The sequence below is a fragment of the Mariniradius saccharolyticus AK6 genome (assembly GCF_000330725.2).
Taxonomy (GTDB): domain Bacteria; phylum Bacteroidota; class Bacteroidia; order Cytophagales; family Cyclobacteriaceae; genus Mariniradius; species Mariniradius saccharolyticus.
In genome coordinates this window covers 1-14,831 of the sequence record NZ_AMZY02000011.1, presented here as the reverse complement: position 1 = coordinate 14,831, position 14,831 = coordinate 1, and the positions used below count along the sequence as shown (strand labels likewise).

The 14,831-nt window shown below is 47.0% G+C and carries 14 protein-coding genes; 4 read left to right on the top strand and 10 right to left on the bottom strand.

Annotation, left to right across the window (positions count from 1 at the left end):
* Positions 1-29: 29 nt before the first annotated feature.
* The 5 genes from creD to C943_RS11480 form a co-directional block, all read right to left on the bottom strand.
* Positions 30-1,370: a cell envelope integrity protein CreD gene (gene creD, locus C943_RS11500; RefSeq protein ID WP_040480417.1), complete on the bottom strand. Its 1,341-nt coding sequence runs from the start codon at positions 1,368-1,370 to the stop codon at positions 30-32.
* 51 nt (positions 1,371-1,421) lie between these two features.
* A complete protein-coding gene (locus C943_RS11495; protein WP_008627809.1) occupies positions 1,422-1,712 on the bottom strand; it encodes a winged helix-turn-helix domain-containing protein in 291 nt (96 codons plus the stop codon).
* Positions 1,709-2,326: a hypothetical protein gene (locus C943_RS11490; protein ID WP_008627808.1), complete on the bottom strand. Its 618-nt coding sequence runs from the start codon at positions 2,324-2,326 to the stop codon at positions 1,709-1,711. Before C943_RS11490 ends, C943_RS11495 begins: the two co-directional genes overlap by 4 nt.
* Before the next feature lie 87 nt (positions 2,327-2,413).
* On the bottom strand, positions 2,414-3,646 hold the full coding sequence (locus C943_RS11485; RefSeq protein WP_008627807.1) for a cation:proton antiporter: 1,233 nt from the start codon (positions 3,644-3,646) through the stop codon (positions 2,414-2,416).
* A gap of 6 nt (positions 3,647-3,652) precedes the next feature.
* A complete protein-coding gene (locus tag C943_RS11480) occupies positions 3,653-4,486 on the bottom strand; it encodes a universal stress protein (protein WP_008627805.1) in 834 nt (277 codons plus the stop codon).
* Positions 4,487-4,835: 349 nt separating this feature from the next.
* Between C943_RS11480 and C943_RS11475 the strand changes: the two genes are divergently transcribed.
* Complete coding sequence (locus tag C943_RS11475) at positions 4,836-6,455, top strand: M14 family metallopeptidase (RefSeq protein ID WP_008627802.1); 1,620 nt, start codon at positions 4,836-4,838, stop codon at positions 6,453-6,455.
* Between the two features lie 12 nt (positions 6,456-6,467).
* A complete protein-coding gene (locus C943_RS11470; protein WP_008627799.1) occupies positions 6,468-8,210 on the top strand; it encodes a M14 family metallopeptidase in 1,743 nt (580 codons plus the stop codon).
* A 127-nt stretch (positions 8,211-8,337) separates the two neighbouring features.
* Here the strand turns inward: C943_RS11470 and C943_RS11465 are convergent, their stop codons facing one another.
* The gene (locus tag C943_RS11465; RefSeq protein WP_008627797.1) at positions 8,338-9,468 is read right to left on the bottom strand and encodes a BamA/TamA family outer membrane protein; all 1,131 of its coding nucleotides are present in this window, start codon (positions 9,466-9,468) and stop codon (positions 8,338-8,340) included.
* 84 nt (positions 9,469-9,552) lie between these two features.
* Positions 9,553-10,542 (bottom strand): dipeptidase, encoded by a 990-nt coding sequence (locus C943_RS11460; protein ID WP_008627795.1) that lies wholly within the window; start codon positions 10,540-10,542, stop codon positions 9,553-9,555.
* An 86-nt stretch (positions 10,543-10,628) separates the two neighbouring features.
* On the opposite strand from C943_RS11460, the gene C943_RS11455 reads away from it, so the two are divergent.
* Positions 10,629-11,141 carry a 3-hydroxyanthranilate 3,4-dioxygenase gene (locus tag C943_RS11455; protein ID WP_008627793.1) on the top strand — a complete coding sequence of 171 codons (513 nt, stop codon included), beginning with the start codon at positions 10,629-10,631 and terminating at the stop codon, positions 11,139-11,141.
* A 21-nt stretch (positions 11,142-11,162) separates the two neighbouring features.
* Here the strand turns inward: C943_RS11455 and C943_RS11450 are convergent, their stop codons facing one another.
* The 3 genes from C943_RS11450 to C943_RS11440 form a co-directional block, all read right to left on the bottom strand.
* Entirely contained in the window at positions 11,163-12,509 is a 1,347-nt protein-coding gene (locus C943_RS11450) for a BamA/TamA family outer membrane protein (RefSeq protein ID WP_008627785.1), read from the bottom strand.
* A gap of 124 nt (positions 12,510-12,633) precedes the next feature.
* A complete protein-coding gene (locus tag C943_RS11445; protein ID WP_008627783.1) occupies positions 12,634-13,563 on the bottom strand; it encodes a transporter in 930 nt (309 codons plus the stop codon).
* A gap of 85 nt (positions 13,564-13,648) precedes the next feature.
* Complete coding sequence (locus tag C943_RS11440) at positions 13,649-14,137, bottom strand: DUF6702 family protein (protein ID WP_008627781.1); 489 nt, start codon at positions 14,135-14,137, stop codon at positions 13,649-13,651.
* A gap of 85 nt (positions 14,138-14,222) precedes the next feature.
* Here C943_RS11440 and C943_RS11435 point away from each other — a divergent pair, with 85 nt between their 5' ends.
* On the top strand, positions 14,223-14,804 hold the full coding sequence (locus tag C943_RS11435; RefSeq protein ID WP_008627779.1) for a HupE/UreJ family protein: 582 nt from the start codon (positions 14,223-14,225) through the stop codon (positions 14,802-14,804).
* Positions 14,805-14,831: the final 27 nt, after the last annotated feature.

Sequence of the window (14,831 nt, the reverse complement as noted above, 5' to 3'; positions counted from 1 at the left end):
AAATCTGACGCAGCGGGTTAGAGAAACTATCACTCAGATTGCGAACTACCCTTGATGTTGTACCAGTCGATGTTGCGGGTGATGTACATTGTCGCGGCCAAGATTACAAATAAGCCAACGCTTCCCATCAAGAGTGCATAATCTTCCATTTGTAAGGTCACGAAAATGAACCCAAAGGTTCCCAGCAAAACACCTCCCAAAGCGAGGGTATATTTTTTCGATTTGAATAGCGGCAGGGAATACATGCATATAGTGATGATCACCGCGGACATCGCCACCAAGTATGCGAAGTTGAAATTACTGTGCTCAGAAATCGCGATGAGTAACACGTAAAAAAGGCAAATAGAAAGGCCTACCATCAGGTATTGGAATGGGTGGATGTTTTTCTTTCCGAGGATTTCTACCAAGAAAAACATCAGGAAAGTAAGCGAAATGGTCAGGAGTGCGTACTTGGCGGAGCGAAGGGATTTTTGGTAATCCTCCATGGGGGAGAGCAATTCCACGCCAAAAGCTGCACCTTTCAGTTGCGCGTTAAAAGCTTCGTTTTTCCATCGTTGCGGAAAATTCCGGTTGAGTTCGAGGATTTTCCAGGAAGCTTCAAATCCATTTTCGTCCAGTTTCCGGTCATTGGGCAGAAATTTTCCGTCAAATTTTGGTGAAGGCCAAGCCGAACTCAGCTTGATTTCGGTGGTTTGGCCGACCGGGATGAAGTAAATGCTTTCGCTTCCCCGCAGTTTCAATTGAATCGAAAAAGGGATCTCAGCTCCGGGGCTAAGCTTTTCCATGGGCAATGCCACGTGGAACCCCGCCGTTTGGAGGTCGGGAATGGTGGATCCTGGAGACACGGCGAATGTTTCGGTCCCCCATTTGAGATTCACCACTTCTTCGACGCCACGAAGGTCGCCGAGCCCCACGTTGATTGTGGCCTTTTCCCCCTTGATGCCGACAAAGTGCGCTTCGTCAAATGCGGCGGGTACCTGAAAAGTCCCCCTGATCTCGATATCTGACCGATATACGATCGCGGTGAATATGCCCCTTTTCAGCTGTTCGGGGTATATCGTACCGGTTACCTTTAGGTCATCCGGCAAGACATGGAGGTGCTCCACATAACTGCTCGTTTTCTGGTTTTCGTTTTTTTCAAACTGCATCGGAAAGGTCAGGATCGGACCTGAAATCAACTGGGCTTCGGCCCATTTGCTGCCGATTTCGGCAACGGCGGTTTGCTTGAGCATTTCCCGTTCGTGAATTAATTCCTGGATCATGACAGAAGGAATGAGCAGAAGAATCGCCATAAATCCAATTACGATGAGTTTGAACGTGATTGCAAACTTCGACAGGAAGGCGAAAGGGGAGGCGTTTGTTGTTTCCATTTTTATTGAGGTGAAAGTACTTTGTGATTCAAAGTGAGTGGATAAATTTTTTTATCTTAAGAGTTTTTCGATTGCGTTGAGGTGTTTGACGAAGGCGGTTTTTCCGGCATCGGTCGCGGCATATTTGGTATTGGGCTTGCGGTCTACAAATTCCTTCTGAAACCTGACATACCCTTCTTTTTCCAACATTTTCAAATGGGTTGCCAGATTGCCATCGGTCGCGCCGAGTAGGTCCTTGAGGCTGTTGAAGTCCAGGAAATCATTGACCATCAGGGCGGACATAATCCCCAACCGCAGCCGGTTTTCAAAAGCTTTGTCTAAATCCTGCAGTAAATCTTTCACGACCCGTATTTCAAATGCATCCTGACTCCGTAGATGATATGCAAGACTCCAAATCCCAAAGCCCAAAACAACAAACCATAGCCCACAAAATAGGCGGCCAATAATCCCAAAGCCACCTGCATCAAACCCAAAGCGCGCACTTCCGATAGCGTGTATTTGCTGGCATTGACCAAAGCAAGTCCATAAAATACCAAGGTGAGCGGGGCGACGATGCCCACATACCCGCGCAACAAAAATATCAGGCACAAAATCCCTCCTGCCGCAAGCGGAATCATCAGGTTGGAAATGAGCCGTTTGGTCTGTAGGTCCCAAAGTTTCTGCTTGGTCTTTTCGGCTTTTCTTTTGGTGAAAAATACGCCGGCTCCCAAGGCCAATACCAAAATCACTGTGGCCAGAATCAACAATTGGCTGATGGTCTGGGGAGTAAGCACGACCATCCGGTAGCCGTAAAAGGCATGGTCTATATAAATGTACTCGTAGGCGATATAGGCGCCCACGAGGGCAATGATGCCTGCCACGATACCCGACATCCCGCTCAGGGATATAAACCGCGAGGATTTGTCCATGATCTCACGGATTTCCTTCAAGTCATCCAGATATTTTTCTTTGTTCATAAAAAGTACTTTGTATGTCAAAGTAAAATAATTAAATCGAAAGCGGCAACAGCTTTTGGAATTTTTAACAAACTCAATTGCAAAATCCTATTCCTTTGATTTCAAAGCCCACTTCATCAATGGACCGCTTGTCATGGAGGTAACTAGTGCCATCACCACCAAGGCCACAAAAAGCTTTTCATTGATCAGTCCAGCTTCCAATGCGATCAAACCAAGGATGATTTCCATAGCTCCACGGGCATTCATCCCAAAACCGATGGCTAGGGATTCTTTCTTTTGAAACCCGCCACGAAATGCCCCATATCCACTTCCAAGAATTTTCCCGGCAAATGAAATAGCCAAAATGGCCAACGTGAGCATGAGGTCAAAATTGGCGACAAAGTTGATCTTTAGCCCGATAGAGACGAAGAAAAGCGGAGCGAAGATGTTGTTGATAAATTGGTGAACGATTTCTTTGGCCCGCTCAGACATATGGTCCGAGTCCCCCAAGGCCACACCTAAGAGAAAAGCGCCGAATATCGCATGAATACCCAACCATTCGGTGAACGCAGCCAAAAGGAAACAAAAAGCCATTGAAACGGAAAGTACCCCTCCTGGCCAAGCCATCTTCTTATTGACCCAGGGGAGGGATTTGTTGATGAGGAATTTTCCCAAGGTCAGCATAAAGAAGGTGAAGATCAGTGTGATGCCGATGGTATTGACCATGGACAGGTTGCTGCTTTTTCCCATTAGAGAAAGAATCACCGAAAAAATCAGCCATCCAATGATATCATTGACCATGGCGGATGCGACGATTAGCATGCCCATTTTGGTCTTAAAGAGATTCGTATCCATCAATATCCTTACCACCACGGGCAGTGCAGTGATCGACATGGCGGTACCCATAAAGAGTGAAAAGAGCAGACGATCCCCATCAGCCAATCCGAAGAAATCTGGAAAAAAATAAGGAAAAACAAAACCGAAAATAAACGGCACCACCAAGCCAAGGAAACTTATATTAATTGCCGACTTTCCTTGTGACCAGACAAGATGGAGCTCTACTTCAAGGCCCGCAATAAAAAGTAAAAGCACAACCGCCACTTGTACAAAACCGTCCAGAGCAAGATTTGCCTGCTGATTACTCATGAAAAGATACTCGTGAATTTCTGGTAGGAAGGTTCCCAAAATCGTCGGCCCCAACAATATGCCCGCGATCAGTTCCCCTACTACGGCGGGTTGTTTGAATTTCTGCGCCACTTCTGCAAAAACTCGCGCAAGCATCAGCATGGCAGCTAACTGCAACAAAAGGTTGACGACTTCTTGGTGTGTCAGGTTCTCCATGCAGCCCTAGGATTTTTTGATGATCAGAAGGTTACACGGCAGGTTGCTCAAAATTTCTTCCAAATCATGGGGGAAAAGCCTGTCCAGAAAGCCGAGCTTTCCCTCATCACCCACGATCAGGAGATCGGCTTTGATATCTTCTGCAAATTTGGCCAGTTCAACTGCCCATTTCCCACAGGTGATCTTGACATTTACCTTAAGAGAGCCTTTGTCCATCGTTTTGAGGATATCTTCCACGTAGGCGATTTCCTCGGCCACAAGTTTCTTGCGTACGGAGGACACCTCCTCTTCCGAGCCTTCTCCTGCAGTAGCCATCTTCATCCCGTACATTTTGATCTCGTTGACGACATGTACTTGCTTCGCGCCGTCGATTTTGCACCATTCCAGGCCCTTTTCGATCACGAAGGGTGTCTGTTCATGTTGGGTTCCGTTGATGACGACTTTGCTGAAAGGCGTGGGTTTTTCCAAAGGCTCGATCAAAGTCAACACAGCGCATTTCGATTTTCGGATGATTTTTCGGGCGATTGATCCGATGTAATAATTGACAAAACTTTCGCTTTTCAGTGCCCCTGCTACCAGCAAATCGACCTGCTCAGCTTCGCACATTTGGAGGATCTTCTTGGCGGGCTTGCCTGTTTCCCAAATCACCTTCACGCCATCGATCGGCAATCCAATTTTGTCGAGCGTGGCGTTAAGCTTTGATTCAAGTGCATCCGTTTTCTCGCCGACATGGATCAATACTAGTTGGGCGCCAAAGATGTCTTTGATGCGTTTTGACTCGGCGATCAATGCTTCCATTCTGGGGGAAAAAGCAATGGCGAGGGCGATTTTTTGGTACATGGCTGTTATTGACTGGAAATGAAAAGTACAGATTTTTTCTCAAAACCAGTCCCATAAATTCCTGAAGTGGCGAAAAGTACCCACGTCTAAACACCGAGCGGATTACTTTTTTACCTAACAGAATCCGATTGCGTATTCCTTGATTCTTATTTACCTCGTAACCTCTCAAGTCTCAAATCTTTAATCTCAAATCTCTTTTCCCCCCATTTATCCACAGCCTTAGCCTTCCAAAACCACGGTTTCCAATAGGCGAAATGATTGCTGCATTTACAAGTTTATTTTTTGTAACATAGGCGGCTCAAAAGGCACATATGCTTTGCCTTTTCAAAAACTAAACCTGATATACTTTATGAAGAAAATGTACCTATCTCTGATGGCCGGGGCAGGATTACTGCTTACCGTGCAATCAGCAGTCTTGGCACAGGGCGACTATCCGACCCTCAGCCAAGTGGGCCAAAGGCTACAAGCTGTGGCCAATGGCAGCGGGGGCTCGGCCAAGCTCAGTTCCCTCACCAAAACCGCCGGGGGCAAAGACATTTGGGTCCTCAAAGTCGGTAAAGGAGATCTCGACAACAAGCCCGCGATTGCGGTCGTAGGCGGCGTGGAAGGATTCCATGTACTCAGCGTGGAGTTGGCTGTACAGTTTGCCGAAAGACTCGTCAAGGAACATGGCAACGCTTTGGACAATACGACTTTCTACATTTTCCCCAACATGTCTCCGGATGCTTATGAGCAGTATCATGCTGCACTCAAGTACGAGAGAAGGGGCAATGCGGCCAAGGTTGACCACGACAGGGACGGTCAGGTATCCGAGGACGGATATGAGGACCTCAACAAAGACGGATTGATCACGATGATGCGGGTAGAGAGTCCAATGGGCGATTATGTCGCACACGACAAAGATCCAAAGATAATGGTCAAAGCTGACCGTGCCAAAGGTCAAAAGGGAACGCATCTGGTGATGTCAGAGACCCGCGACAAAGACAAGGATGGAAAGTTTGGGGAGGACTTGGAAGAGGGAATCGCCTTCAACCGAAACCAAACCTACAAATTCCCGATTTTCACGCCACTCGCAGGGGATTACGCAGTTTCGCAGGCGGAAAGCCGTGCGACGCTCGATTACCTTTTTGAGCAGTGGAATATTTTCGCCTTCGTGACTTTTGGGCCCTCCAATAACCTGTCTGCACCGTTGAAGTTCAGCGCAGCGGATGCGAGAAAGCGGGTAATTACCTCTATGCTTGAAAAGGACGTCGCGATCAACGCCATGGTATCTGGCATCTACAATGAAACCGTGAGTCAAAAGGCCTTCAACCAAAGCAACCAAGGTACCGACGGTGATTTCTTCCAATGGGCATATTTCCACTTTGGGAGATTGAGTTTCAGTACACCAGGATGGTGGGTTCCTGAAGTAAAAGGTGAAGATGGAAAATCCAATTCAAACGCTGAAGCCAATTTCCTGGCTTGGGCGGAAAAAGAGGGAATCCAAAATGCCTTCATCCCTTGGGCCCCTGTCAGCCATCCTGATTTTCCCAACCAGAAAGTGGAAGTGGGCGGTATCCGTCCTTTTGTAATGCACAATCCTCCCTATGCGAAAGTGGGTGATATAGCCAAAGAGCACACGGATTTCATTTTGAAACTGGCTGGAATGGCTCCCAAGTTGGAGTTTCACAATGTGCAATCAGAAAAACTCGGCAACGGATTAACCCGCATTACGGCCGATTTGTATAACAACTCGCCACTGCCGACCCATTCGGAAATGGGTGAAAAGTCCAGGTGGCTTCGCAGTATCCGAATAGACATCAACCGTGACCCAAAGGATATCGTGTCAGGCGACAAGATCAAGCTAATCGAAAAGTTGGGGGCTTACGAAAAGACCACGCTCAGCTGGATTGTCAAGGGAACTGGTTCTGTGGACATCAAAGCAGGTGCAGCCCATACTGGATTTGCGACACTTAACGTGAAACTTTAAACCAACAAGAAGATGAAATTCAATAATTGGATATATACTACATTCCTTGGGTTGGCCTTGAGTTTGGCCGGCTTGCAGGAGGGCATTGCGCAGGAGAAATATTTCCGCGCGATTGGGACGCCCCATAATCCCAAGGTGCAGGTTTCATGGAATCGCTACCATTCCAACATTGCATTGGAGGAAATCATGAAAAACATGGCCAAAAGCCATCCTGATATCGTAAAGCTCGAAAGCATCGGCAAGTCCTACCAAGGCCGCGACATTTGGGTCTTGACCATTACGGATTTTAAGTCTGGAAAGGCGGAGGACAAGCCCGCAATCTGGATCGATGGCAACATCCACTCCAACGAAATCCAAGGGACAGAGTTTGTGCTCTATACGGCTTGGTACCTTTCTGAAATGTACGGGGACTTGGACTTTATCACCCAGCTACTGAAGGATAAGACTTTTTACCTTGCTCCGACGATCAACCCAGACGCCCATGATAATTTTATCTATGAACCCAACACGCTCAACTCTCCAAGATCGGGCATGATCAATATGGACGACGATGGTGACGGTGTCATCGGGGAAGACGGCTTCGACGACTTCAATAAGGACGGTCATATCACCATGATGATCCGCAAATCGCCGACCGGCAGGTATGTGAAGGACCAATTGGACCCAAGAAAGCTTGTCATGGTCGCTCCAGATCAAAAAGGTGAATATGAAATGCTCGGTTTTGAAGGGATGGACAATGATGGCGATGGTTCTGTCAATGAAGATGCAATCGGATATTATGATCCCAATAGGGATTGGGCGTGGAACTGGCAGCCTGACTACGTGCAGCGTGGCGCTTGGAAGTATCCATTCTCAGTACCGGAAAACAGGGCAGTGATGGAATTTGTCATGAAACATCCCAATATCGCCGCCGCCCAATCCTATCACAACTACGGTGGCATGATTTTGCGCGGGCCGGGTGCAGAAGAGGATTTGGGAACTTATAATCAAACCGATATCCGGATATATGATGCGATCGGTAAAAAAGGAGAAGAGTTTATGCCGGGCTACAAATACCTCGTGGTCTACAAAGATCTTTATTCAGTATTTGGTGGCCAGTTGGATTGGTTCTACGGCGGACGAGGCATATTCACATACTCCAATGAATTGATGACTTCCTACCTCTATTTCCACCAAAACGCCGGTAGGGGTAATCAGGACGAGCAAATGAAAGTAGATACTTATCTAACATTCGGCGACGCCTTTGTGGACTGGAAAGAATTCGACCATCCACAGTATGGAAAAATCGAAGTGGGCGGTTTCAAAAAGAACTTTGGGCGTTTGCATCCGGGATTTTTGTTGGAAACGGATGGCCATCGAAACGCGGCCTTTACCATCCTCCACGCCTACCATACGCCAAAGCTGAGCGTGATGGACGTGAAGGAAGAAGACTTGGGCGGCGGCATGAAAGCGGTCACGGCGACGATCTACAACGAGCGCTTGATTCCGACACACTCATCCCAAGACCTTAAGTACAAAATCGAAAGGCCGGATTTTGTGACGATCTCCGGTGCGAAGGTCTTGGCAGGATTTGTGGTCGAGAATGAGGATTTCAAGAAGTACGCTGAACAAAAGGTCAATCCTGAGAAAATTGCTGTAGAAAATATCCCGGGCATGGGCGCGGTGAAGGTACGATGGATTGTTTCCGGCGGCGGAAATTACAGCATCACGGTCGACTCTGCCAAAGGCGGCAAAGCATCCTGGAAAAAGCAGTAGTGATACCAATTTGAATTCAAAAAGAAACGGCGGGCTTCAGGACCGCCGTTTTTTTTTGGGTATCTGAAATTTTGCCATCAAAACACTACAACATTGGTCTAGCATCTCGTATCTCGTTTCTAATGTCTCAAAACGCCTCTCCGATAAACAAATAGAACCCGCTTCCTTCTTCGGTAAACGCCACATCGAAGCGGGTGTAGATATCTTTTTTAGGGAAAAGCAGAAACCTCAGCCCACCGCCTGCCGACCAGACAACTTTGTTGATAGCGGCTCTGGAAAAATCCGGGAAAACCGTACCGGTCCCAGCAAACACCGCCGCACCGATCCGTTTCGAAAAACCAAGCGGGAGTGGAAGCATACGGAATTCCAGTTGGGTAGCGATCTGGTTTTTGTCGCGAAAACGTCCAAGATAATACCCCCGCATCATGCTGTCTCCACCCAAAAGTGCAAGCTGATTGAATGGAACATTTCCCGAATAAAACTGTCCGATACCCTGCCAAGCGAGGACGTTGTTTTTGCCAATAGGTTTGAAAATCCGGGCATCGGCAGTGATTCCTTCAAATCCAAAAGTACTCCATGCTTCATTGTAATTGAGGTAAGCCAATTCGGCAAAGAAACCTTTGCGCACGTTGAGGACATTGTGGCGGTTGTCATATACCAAGCCAAGGCCCAATCCGAGGTTCGTCGAGCCTTCATATCCCAATGGCAATTCAAAATTTGGGGCGCTTTCGGACCGTTGGAAGTCTACACGGGACATCCGCTGAAAGTCCGTTTCGAGTCCAACGTAGAAATCCTTCCTGATTTCCCGCAGGACCCTTTCTTTTATCAAGATCTGATTGGCATCCACCAAGGCAAGGTATTCTTCGGGAGAATCCATGCCGATACCATGGTACTTCAAGGGGAAACTTTGTAGCCGAATCCGACCCAGAAAAAACCATTTGCTTTGATCTGAATACAGCGCATGGTCAAACCAGAGCCCGTATTGACTTTCCAAGGTGATGAAAGTAAATCCACTGATTTCACTTAGGCGATTTTCGATATTTCCCTTGGCGTGGTACACATAAAGTGTGGAAAAGCCGATTTCCCAACTCGTTTCCGGGGCATAGGCCAAGGTGGGGTAAATCACAAACTTTGGTTTTGCTGATTCGGTAGTGTCGTTGAGGATGCTGTTGAGGTATTTCCTTACCAAGGTTTGCGAGAAAACCTGGGAAGTGGACAAGTATAGGAATAGGAAAAAAAGCAGTCTTTTGAGAAGCATATGCGGATTAACTCAAACGGTATCCCGAAAGTTCTGATCCCAAAAGTTTCAGCAAATTTTAACAAAAATCTGTAGCCCCGAGCCTTATTGCCACAAACTGCCAAACAAGCGCTGACAGTTTTTGTACGCCAACTTCTCCAGTTGGCTTGCGCTGAGGCTTTTGGAGAGTGTTTCCAATATCGCCGGATATTTGGATGCGTCTTCCACGATTGGGAAGTAGAAGGGAAAACGCTTGGGATCGGGGAAATCCTTGGTGTAGAAAAAGTCCGCTCCAAAGCAGATGTTTTCCTCTCCGCCCAGGTCAAAGCCGTAGAGGAAATGTTCAAAAATCCGCTCGGGATGTTTGTCGTCCAGAAAAGCCCGTAGGAAATTGATCCCAATGATGCCCTTACGGCGGATAATTTCCTTGGCAAACTCATCGTTGAGGTTGCGCTTGTGGTCCCAGATTTTCCGAAAATTGGAATGGCTCGCAATCACCGGAACATCCAAGGAAAGCGAGTCGATATGGTCGAGAATGCCCTCGGCCAGCCAATCCGAGGTATGGGAGAGGTCGATGGCGATCTTTTTCCCGGAGATGTAGTCCAAGAGCTTTTTCCCGTCGTCCCTAAGGCCTATTTTTTCGGTATAGTTGCCACCGCCAAACCTGTTTTCGGTATGGTGGGTGAGGCTGATATAGGCGATGCGCTTGGTGAGCTTCAGGATCAGGTCGAGTTGTTCAAAGGCTTTCCCGATCGGAACGCCCTCTTCCGCCAGACCTGCGGCATTTTCCACGGCAGTCACCAAACCGATTTTTTCCTGCATTTCCAGATTCCTGACGAATTCCCCATCTGCTTGGCAGACGTTTTTTGGATATTTCATAAGCATTTCGCGGTAGGCGTATGCCTGCTTTGTAGCCAAATCCATACTTCCGGGCTTCACGTCCGTGTAAATCGCACAGATCTGCAGCCGGACATGTCCAGACTCCAACAATGGAACGGCACAGGCAATATCCTCGGATTTCAGGGGGGAGGCACCGGGGATTTTTGCCAAGTAGGACAATAGGTCGCAATGGGTATCAACAATCGGGAATTTCATCGGAAGGACTGTTTAAGCCTCAAATTAAACCAAAATAAAGGGAGTTTTTTGATACTTTTACCGTGAAGCCAAAATCTGAATTCCCCATGCCAGTAGCCAAGCCCATCAATTTCCTGAAGTGGATAGAGGAAAACCGCCATCTCCTCAAGCCCCCGATCGGCAACCAAGTGATTTACAAAGGAAACGATGATTTTATCGTGATGGTCGTCGGTGGGCCCAACTCACGCAAGGACTTCCACTATGACGAAGGCGAGGAGTTTTTCTACCAAATCGAAGGCAACATCACCCTCAAGGTCGTGGACGAAGGCGTCGTGAAGGATATCGAAATAAAGGAAGGGGAAATGTTTCTCTTGCCCGCGCGCATGCCGCATTCGCCGCGTCGGCCCGCCAATACGATCGGATTGGTGATGGAACGCTACAGAAGGCCGGGAGAGAAGGATGGGTTTATATGGCACTGTGAAAACTGCGGCAACAAGCTCTATGAGGAATTTGCCGAGATCACCGATATCGTCAGCCAACTGCCGCCAATCATGGAACGCTTTTGGGGCAATCCGGAAAACACCACCTGTAAAAAATGCGGAACGGTGATGCAAAAATGATTCTTGAGACTCAGACTCGCTTTAAAAAGTCTCACCTATTGCGAAATAAAAACCCCTTGATCCGTTTTGTCCAAAGGCCATATCTATTGCCAGATTCAGTCTCCCGGTCTTATTGAGCATTACCCGTCCTCCAAATCCCGCTGCTGGTCTTGTGGCTTCGAATAAATTCAGCTTTGGTTGGTCAATGTCAAAAATCTGGAGCGCATTCCTGGAAGTTGTCGTTAAACTTCCAAAAACGACCCCACCAAACAAACCGTTTCTGCTAATTGGAAACCTGTATTCACCTTCTGCTGACACCCAGCTGGGACCTCTAAACCTGCCCGCTACGTAGCCCCGGCCCATCCTGTTTCGCATGTCGCTGGCATTGAAAGGAAGATGCATGTAAGGGACTTCTCCTGACAAAATGAAGTGCCCGATACCCCAAAACGCAAGGATATGTCTGGGTCTACTTGGCGATAGGGTTTTAAAAAGCCTGGTTTCCAAATACAACTGGTCAAAATCTGTAGTGGATGCGAGAAATCTTGAATTCACCCGATAGGATACCTGTATAAAGTTTCCCGAGTAAGTGTTGACGGTATGGTCGCGGCTGTCAAGTACAAAATTGACACTTGTGCCGGAGGTCCTGTAGCCAGTGGGGTCGATACCATTTAACCTCGAATACCCATAATGACTCGTAATGACAGGTTCGGGTGCCTCCAAGTCAAGTAAAAGATCCTTTATATTGATGTGGCCATCGAGGTGGTATCCAATTCCGGCATAAATCTTATTTCCAATGGCCCTCAGCGCTGTATAATGGAACCTTAGTTGATTGAATTCAAGTGGTTGGGATCCTTCGATTCCCGTGGTCACGATCTCTCCGATATGCCACCCTTCCTGTATTGGCTGATTGTAGTCACTGCCCAATCCATAGGTATTTTCTGTGAAATCGGCATATTTGAAATCCACAAGCATCTCCCATTTGTTATCATTGGTCATGATTGTTCCCCGGATATTGGCAATGATTTGGTTTTTTGTGGTAAGGGAAATAGAACTGGTAATGTTGGAAACATTTGTTGTCTTCGGATCTCCCAAATACATGGCACCTGTGAAGCCAACGCCATAGAAAAATCCCAGCAAGGGATTTGAACCTATGGTCGGCACAAGAAAATACATGAGTTTTCCCTTTTGCGGAACTCCCGATGCTGCATCTTTTGCGGCTTTATTTCTTCTGATTACTTGAATAAGGTCCGTGGAGTCAACGTAATTTAAAATGTTTGGCTGAGTTTTGTTGACCTGTGCAAGAATTGGATTGAAACCACTGCCGATCACAAAAAATATCAACGCTCCAGCAAGGGAATGTATTCGGAGTTTGATTTTCCCAGTCCACATGGCTGCCTAGTTTATTGATAAAATTAACATTTAGATTTTTGGAAAAGTAGACATTTCCGTCTAGTCTCTTTTCACCGGCAGATTTACAGGACGTGTTGAAAGGACCCGCTTTTTTTATGCCATTTTATTTCTCCTTGTAGAGCCATGTTTTTTGCCAACCAACCGATAACGTGTTAAAATCTTTACCGATCCTAACCTGAACTCCAGTGCTGACCGCAACTTTCAATGAACTGGTTTTCCCTGTCGGGATCACCGCAGTTATCCCCAATCTGGTGTTTTCCACCCTATCATCATTGATTTGGTTGTTTATGGATGATTCGCCTCCGACATAATATGTTCCGTCAATAGCAATCCAAAATATGGGACCTATGTTGTAACTGAGGTGAGCCTGAAATGCCCCCATTGGGTTTTGAGTTCTGGTGAGGTTCCCCGGAAAAAAAGAAATGTTGTTGGTGAAAACCCAAACTCCTGAGTAGAAATCAAAAAGCCACCGTTTGCTTATGGGTTGGGAAATGGCAATTTCTGGCCTAAATGACCACCTATTTGTGCCAAGGTTAATCAGCTTGTCACTGAAAAACTGTCCTGTTGGTGCTATCAGATTAAGACTAACGCCAACAAGTGTGCTCCTCGGGGCGGCTTTGACCTCGGCAAGGTTTGCAGCCGGGGCACCAAATACCAAAACTGATATCCTTGCTCTCATATCAGCCATTCCCGACCTGTTTACGCTTTGTGATTGTTGGCCAACATCACCGGATACATTCGCCCAAGAATAAGGTAGTACTACCAGTATCTGCGAAGTCATTCCGAACAGGTCGAATGAATGGGAAGCTCCAACCGAGGTAGTATGGATGGTAGCTTCGATATTCTGGATAATCACTGTTGGGTCTGAGACCACGCCCCCTCTTGATCCCGCATATCCTAAAAATGCCGTGGTGGTTTTTACCGGAACTCTAATGTACGCCCTCGGATCAAGATCCTGCGCAGTGGAGTATCCCAAGGGAAAAACACCGCAGAGTAGAATAAAAAATCCTTTAAGGGAAGTTTTTGAAACCATTTTGCCGAAGGGTTTGGACAAATGAATATACAAAAGATTTGGCGGGAGTTTTATTCTAACGAGGGCCTGACTATTGGGAACCAGCTTAGAACCTCAACTCTCCCGTTTCCTTCCCTTTTACCAGAATCATGCTTTTGGGTTTTTTGTCCAGGTAGAAGTTGATGATATTCTGCTGGCCCTCGAAGTGGTCAAAAAGCAATGTGCTTTTGATTTCCACGGTTTTTGGTAGCGGGATTTCTGTTGCTTCCAGATAAAACCAAGCGGCGTCTTCCTCTATCTCGTAGCCGAGATATTCCAGCGCTACCACCTTTCCGTTGATTTTGATTTGGTTGTGGGATATGAGGTATTCGCGGATCAAACGGTCGAGTTCAGTTTTATTGGTAGGCTGCAGAAAGTTGACTTTTTGGCCGTTGTCCTTGGAAAGAGCCACTTCAAGGTCATCCCAAAATATCTTTTGCTCGATCTCCAAAGATTTTTGATCGGCCTTGTACCGAATCTCTGTCAGACTGATGTAAAAGGGGTGAAAAATCACCTTCCATCCCCAAATCAGCAGGAAAATAAAAGAGAATTGCATTCCGCGTGGTTGAAATTGTTTTCTTTGCAAATTACTCAATCTGACGAAGCTTGCTTACCTCGGCGGTACATTTATCCATTCACCCATGGGCCAGTTCCAACTCTATTTCCAACTAGGCATCCAACATATCCTTGATATCAAGGGCTTTGACCATATCCTCTTCGTGGTGGCACTATGCGCGATCTATATCACAAGGGATTGGAAAAAAATCCTGATTCTCGTCACGGCATTCACGATCGGACATTCGATTACCTTGGCTTTGGCCACGCTCAAGCTGGTAAAAGTGGATTCGGCTTGGGTCGAATTCTTGATTCCGACCACGATCGCAATCACAGCGGTGAGCAATATCTTCAAACCCAAGCCCAGCAGCGGCCGGGGAATCCAGATCAATTATTTCTTCGCGCTTTTCTTTGGCTTGATCCACGGCTTGGGCTTTTCCAATTACCTGCGGTCTTTGTTGGGAAAAGAAGCCTCCTTGTTTGAGCCATTATTGGCTTTCAACCTTGGCTTGGAAGTGGGGCAGTTGGTCATTGTGGCGATTTTCATGGTGGTTTCCGGCATTTTGGTGGGGATCGTGGGCATCAATCGGAAGGATTGGGCGCTTGTCATTTCCTCGATCGTATTGGGGATGGCGATCATGATGATGATCGATACGAAGTTTTGGTAAAAATTGGAAAATTGGAAAATTGGAAAA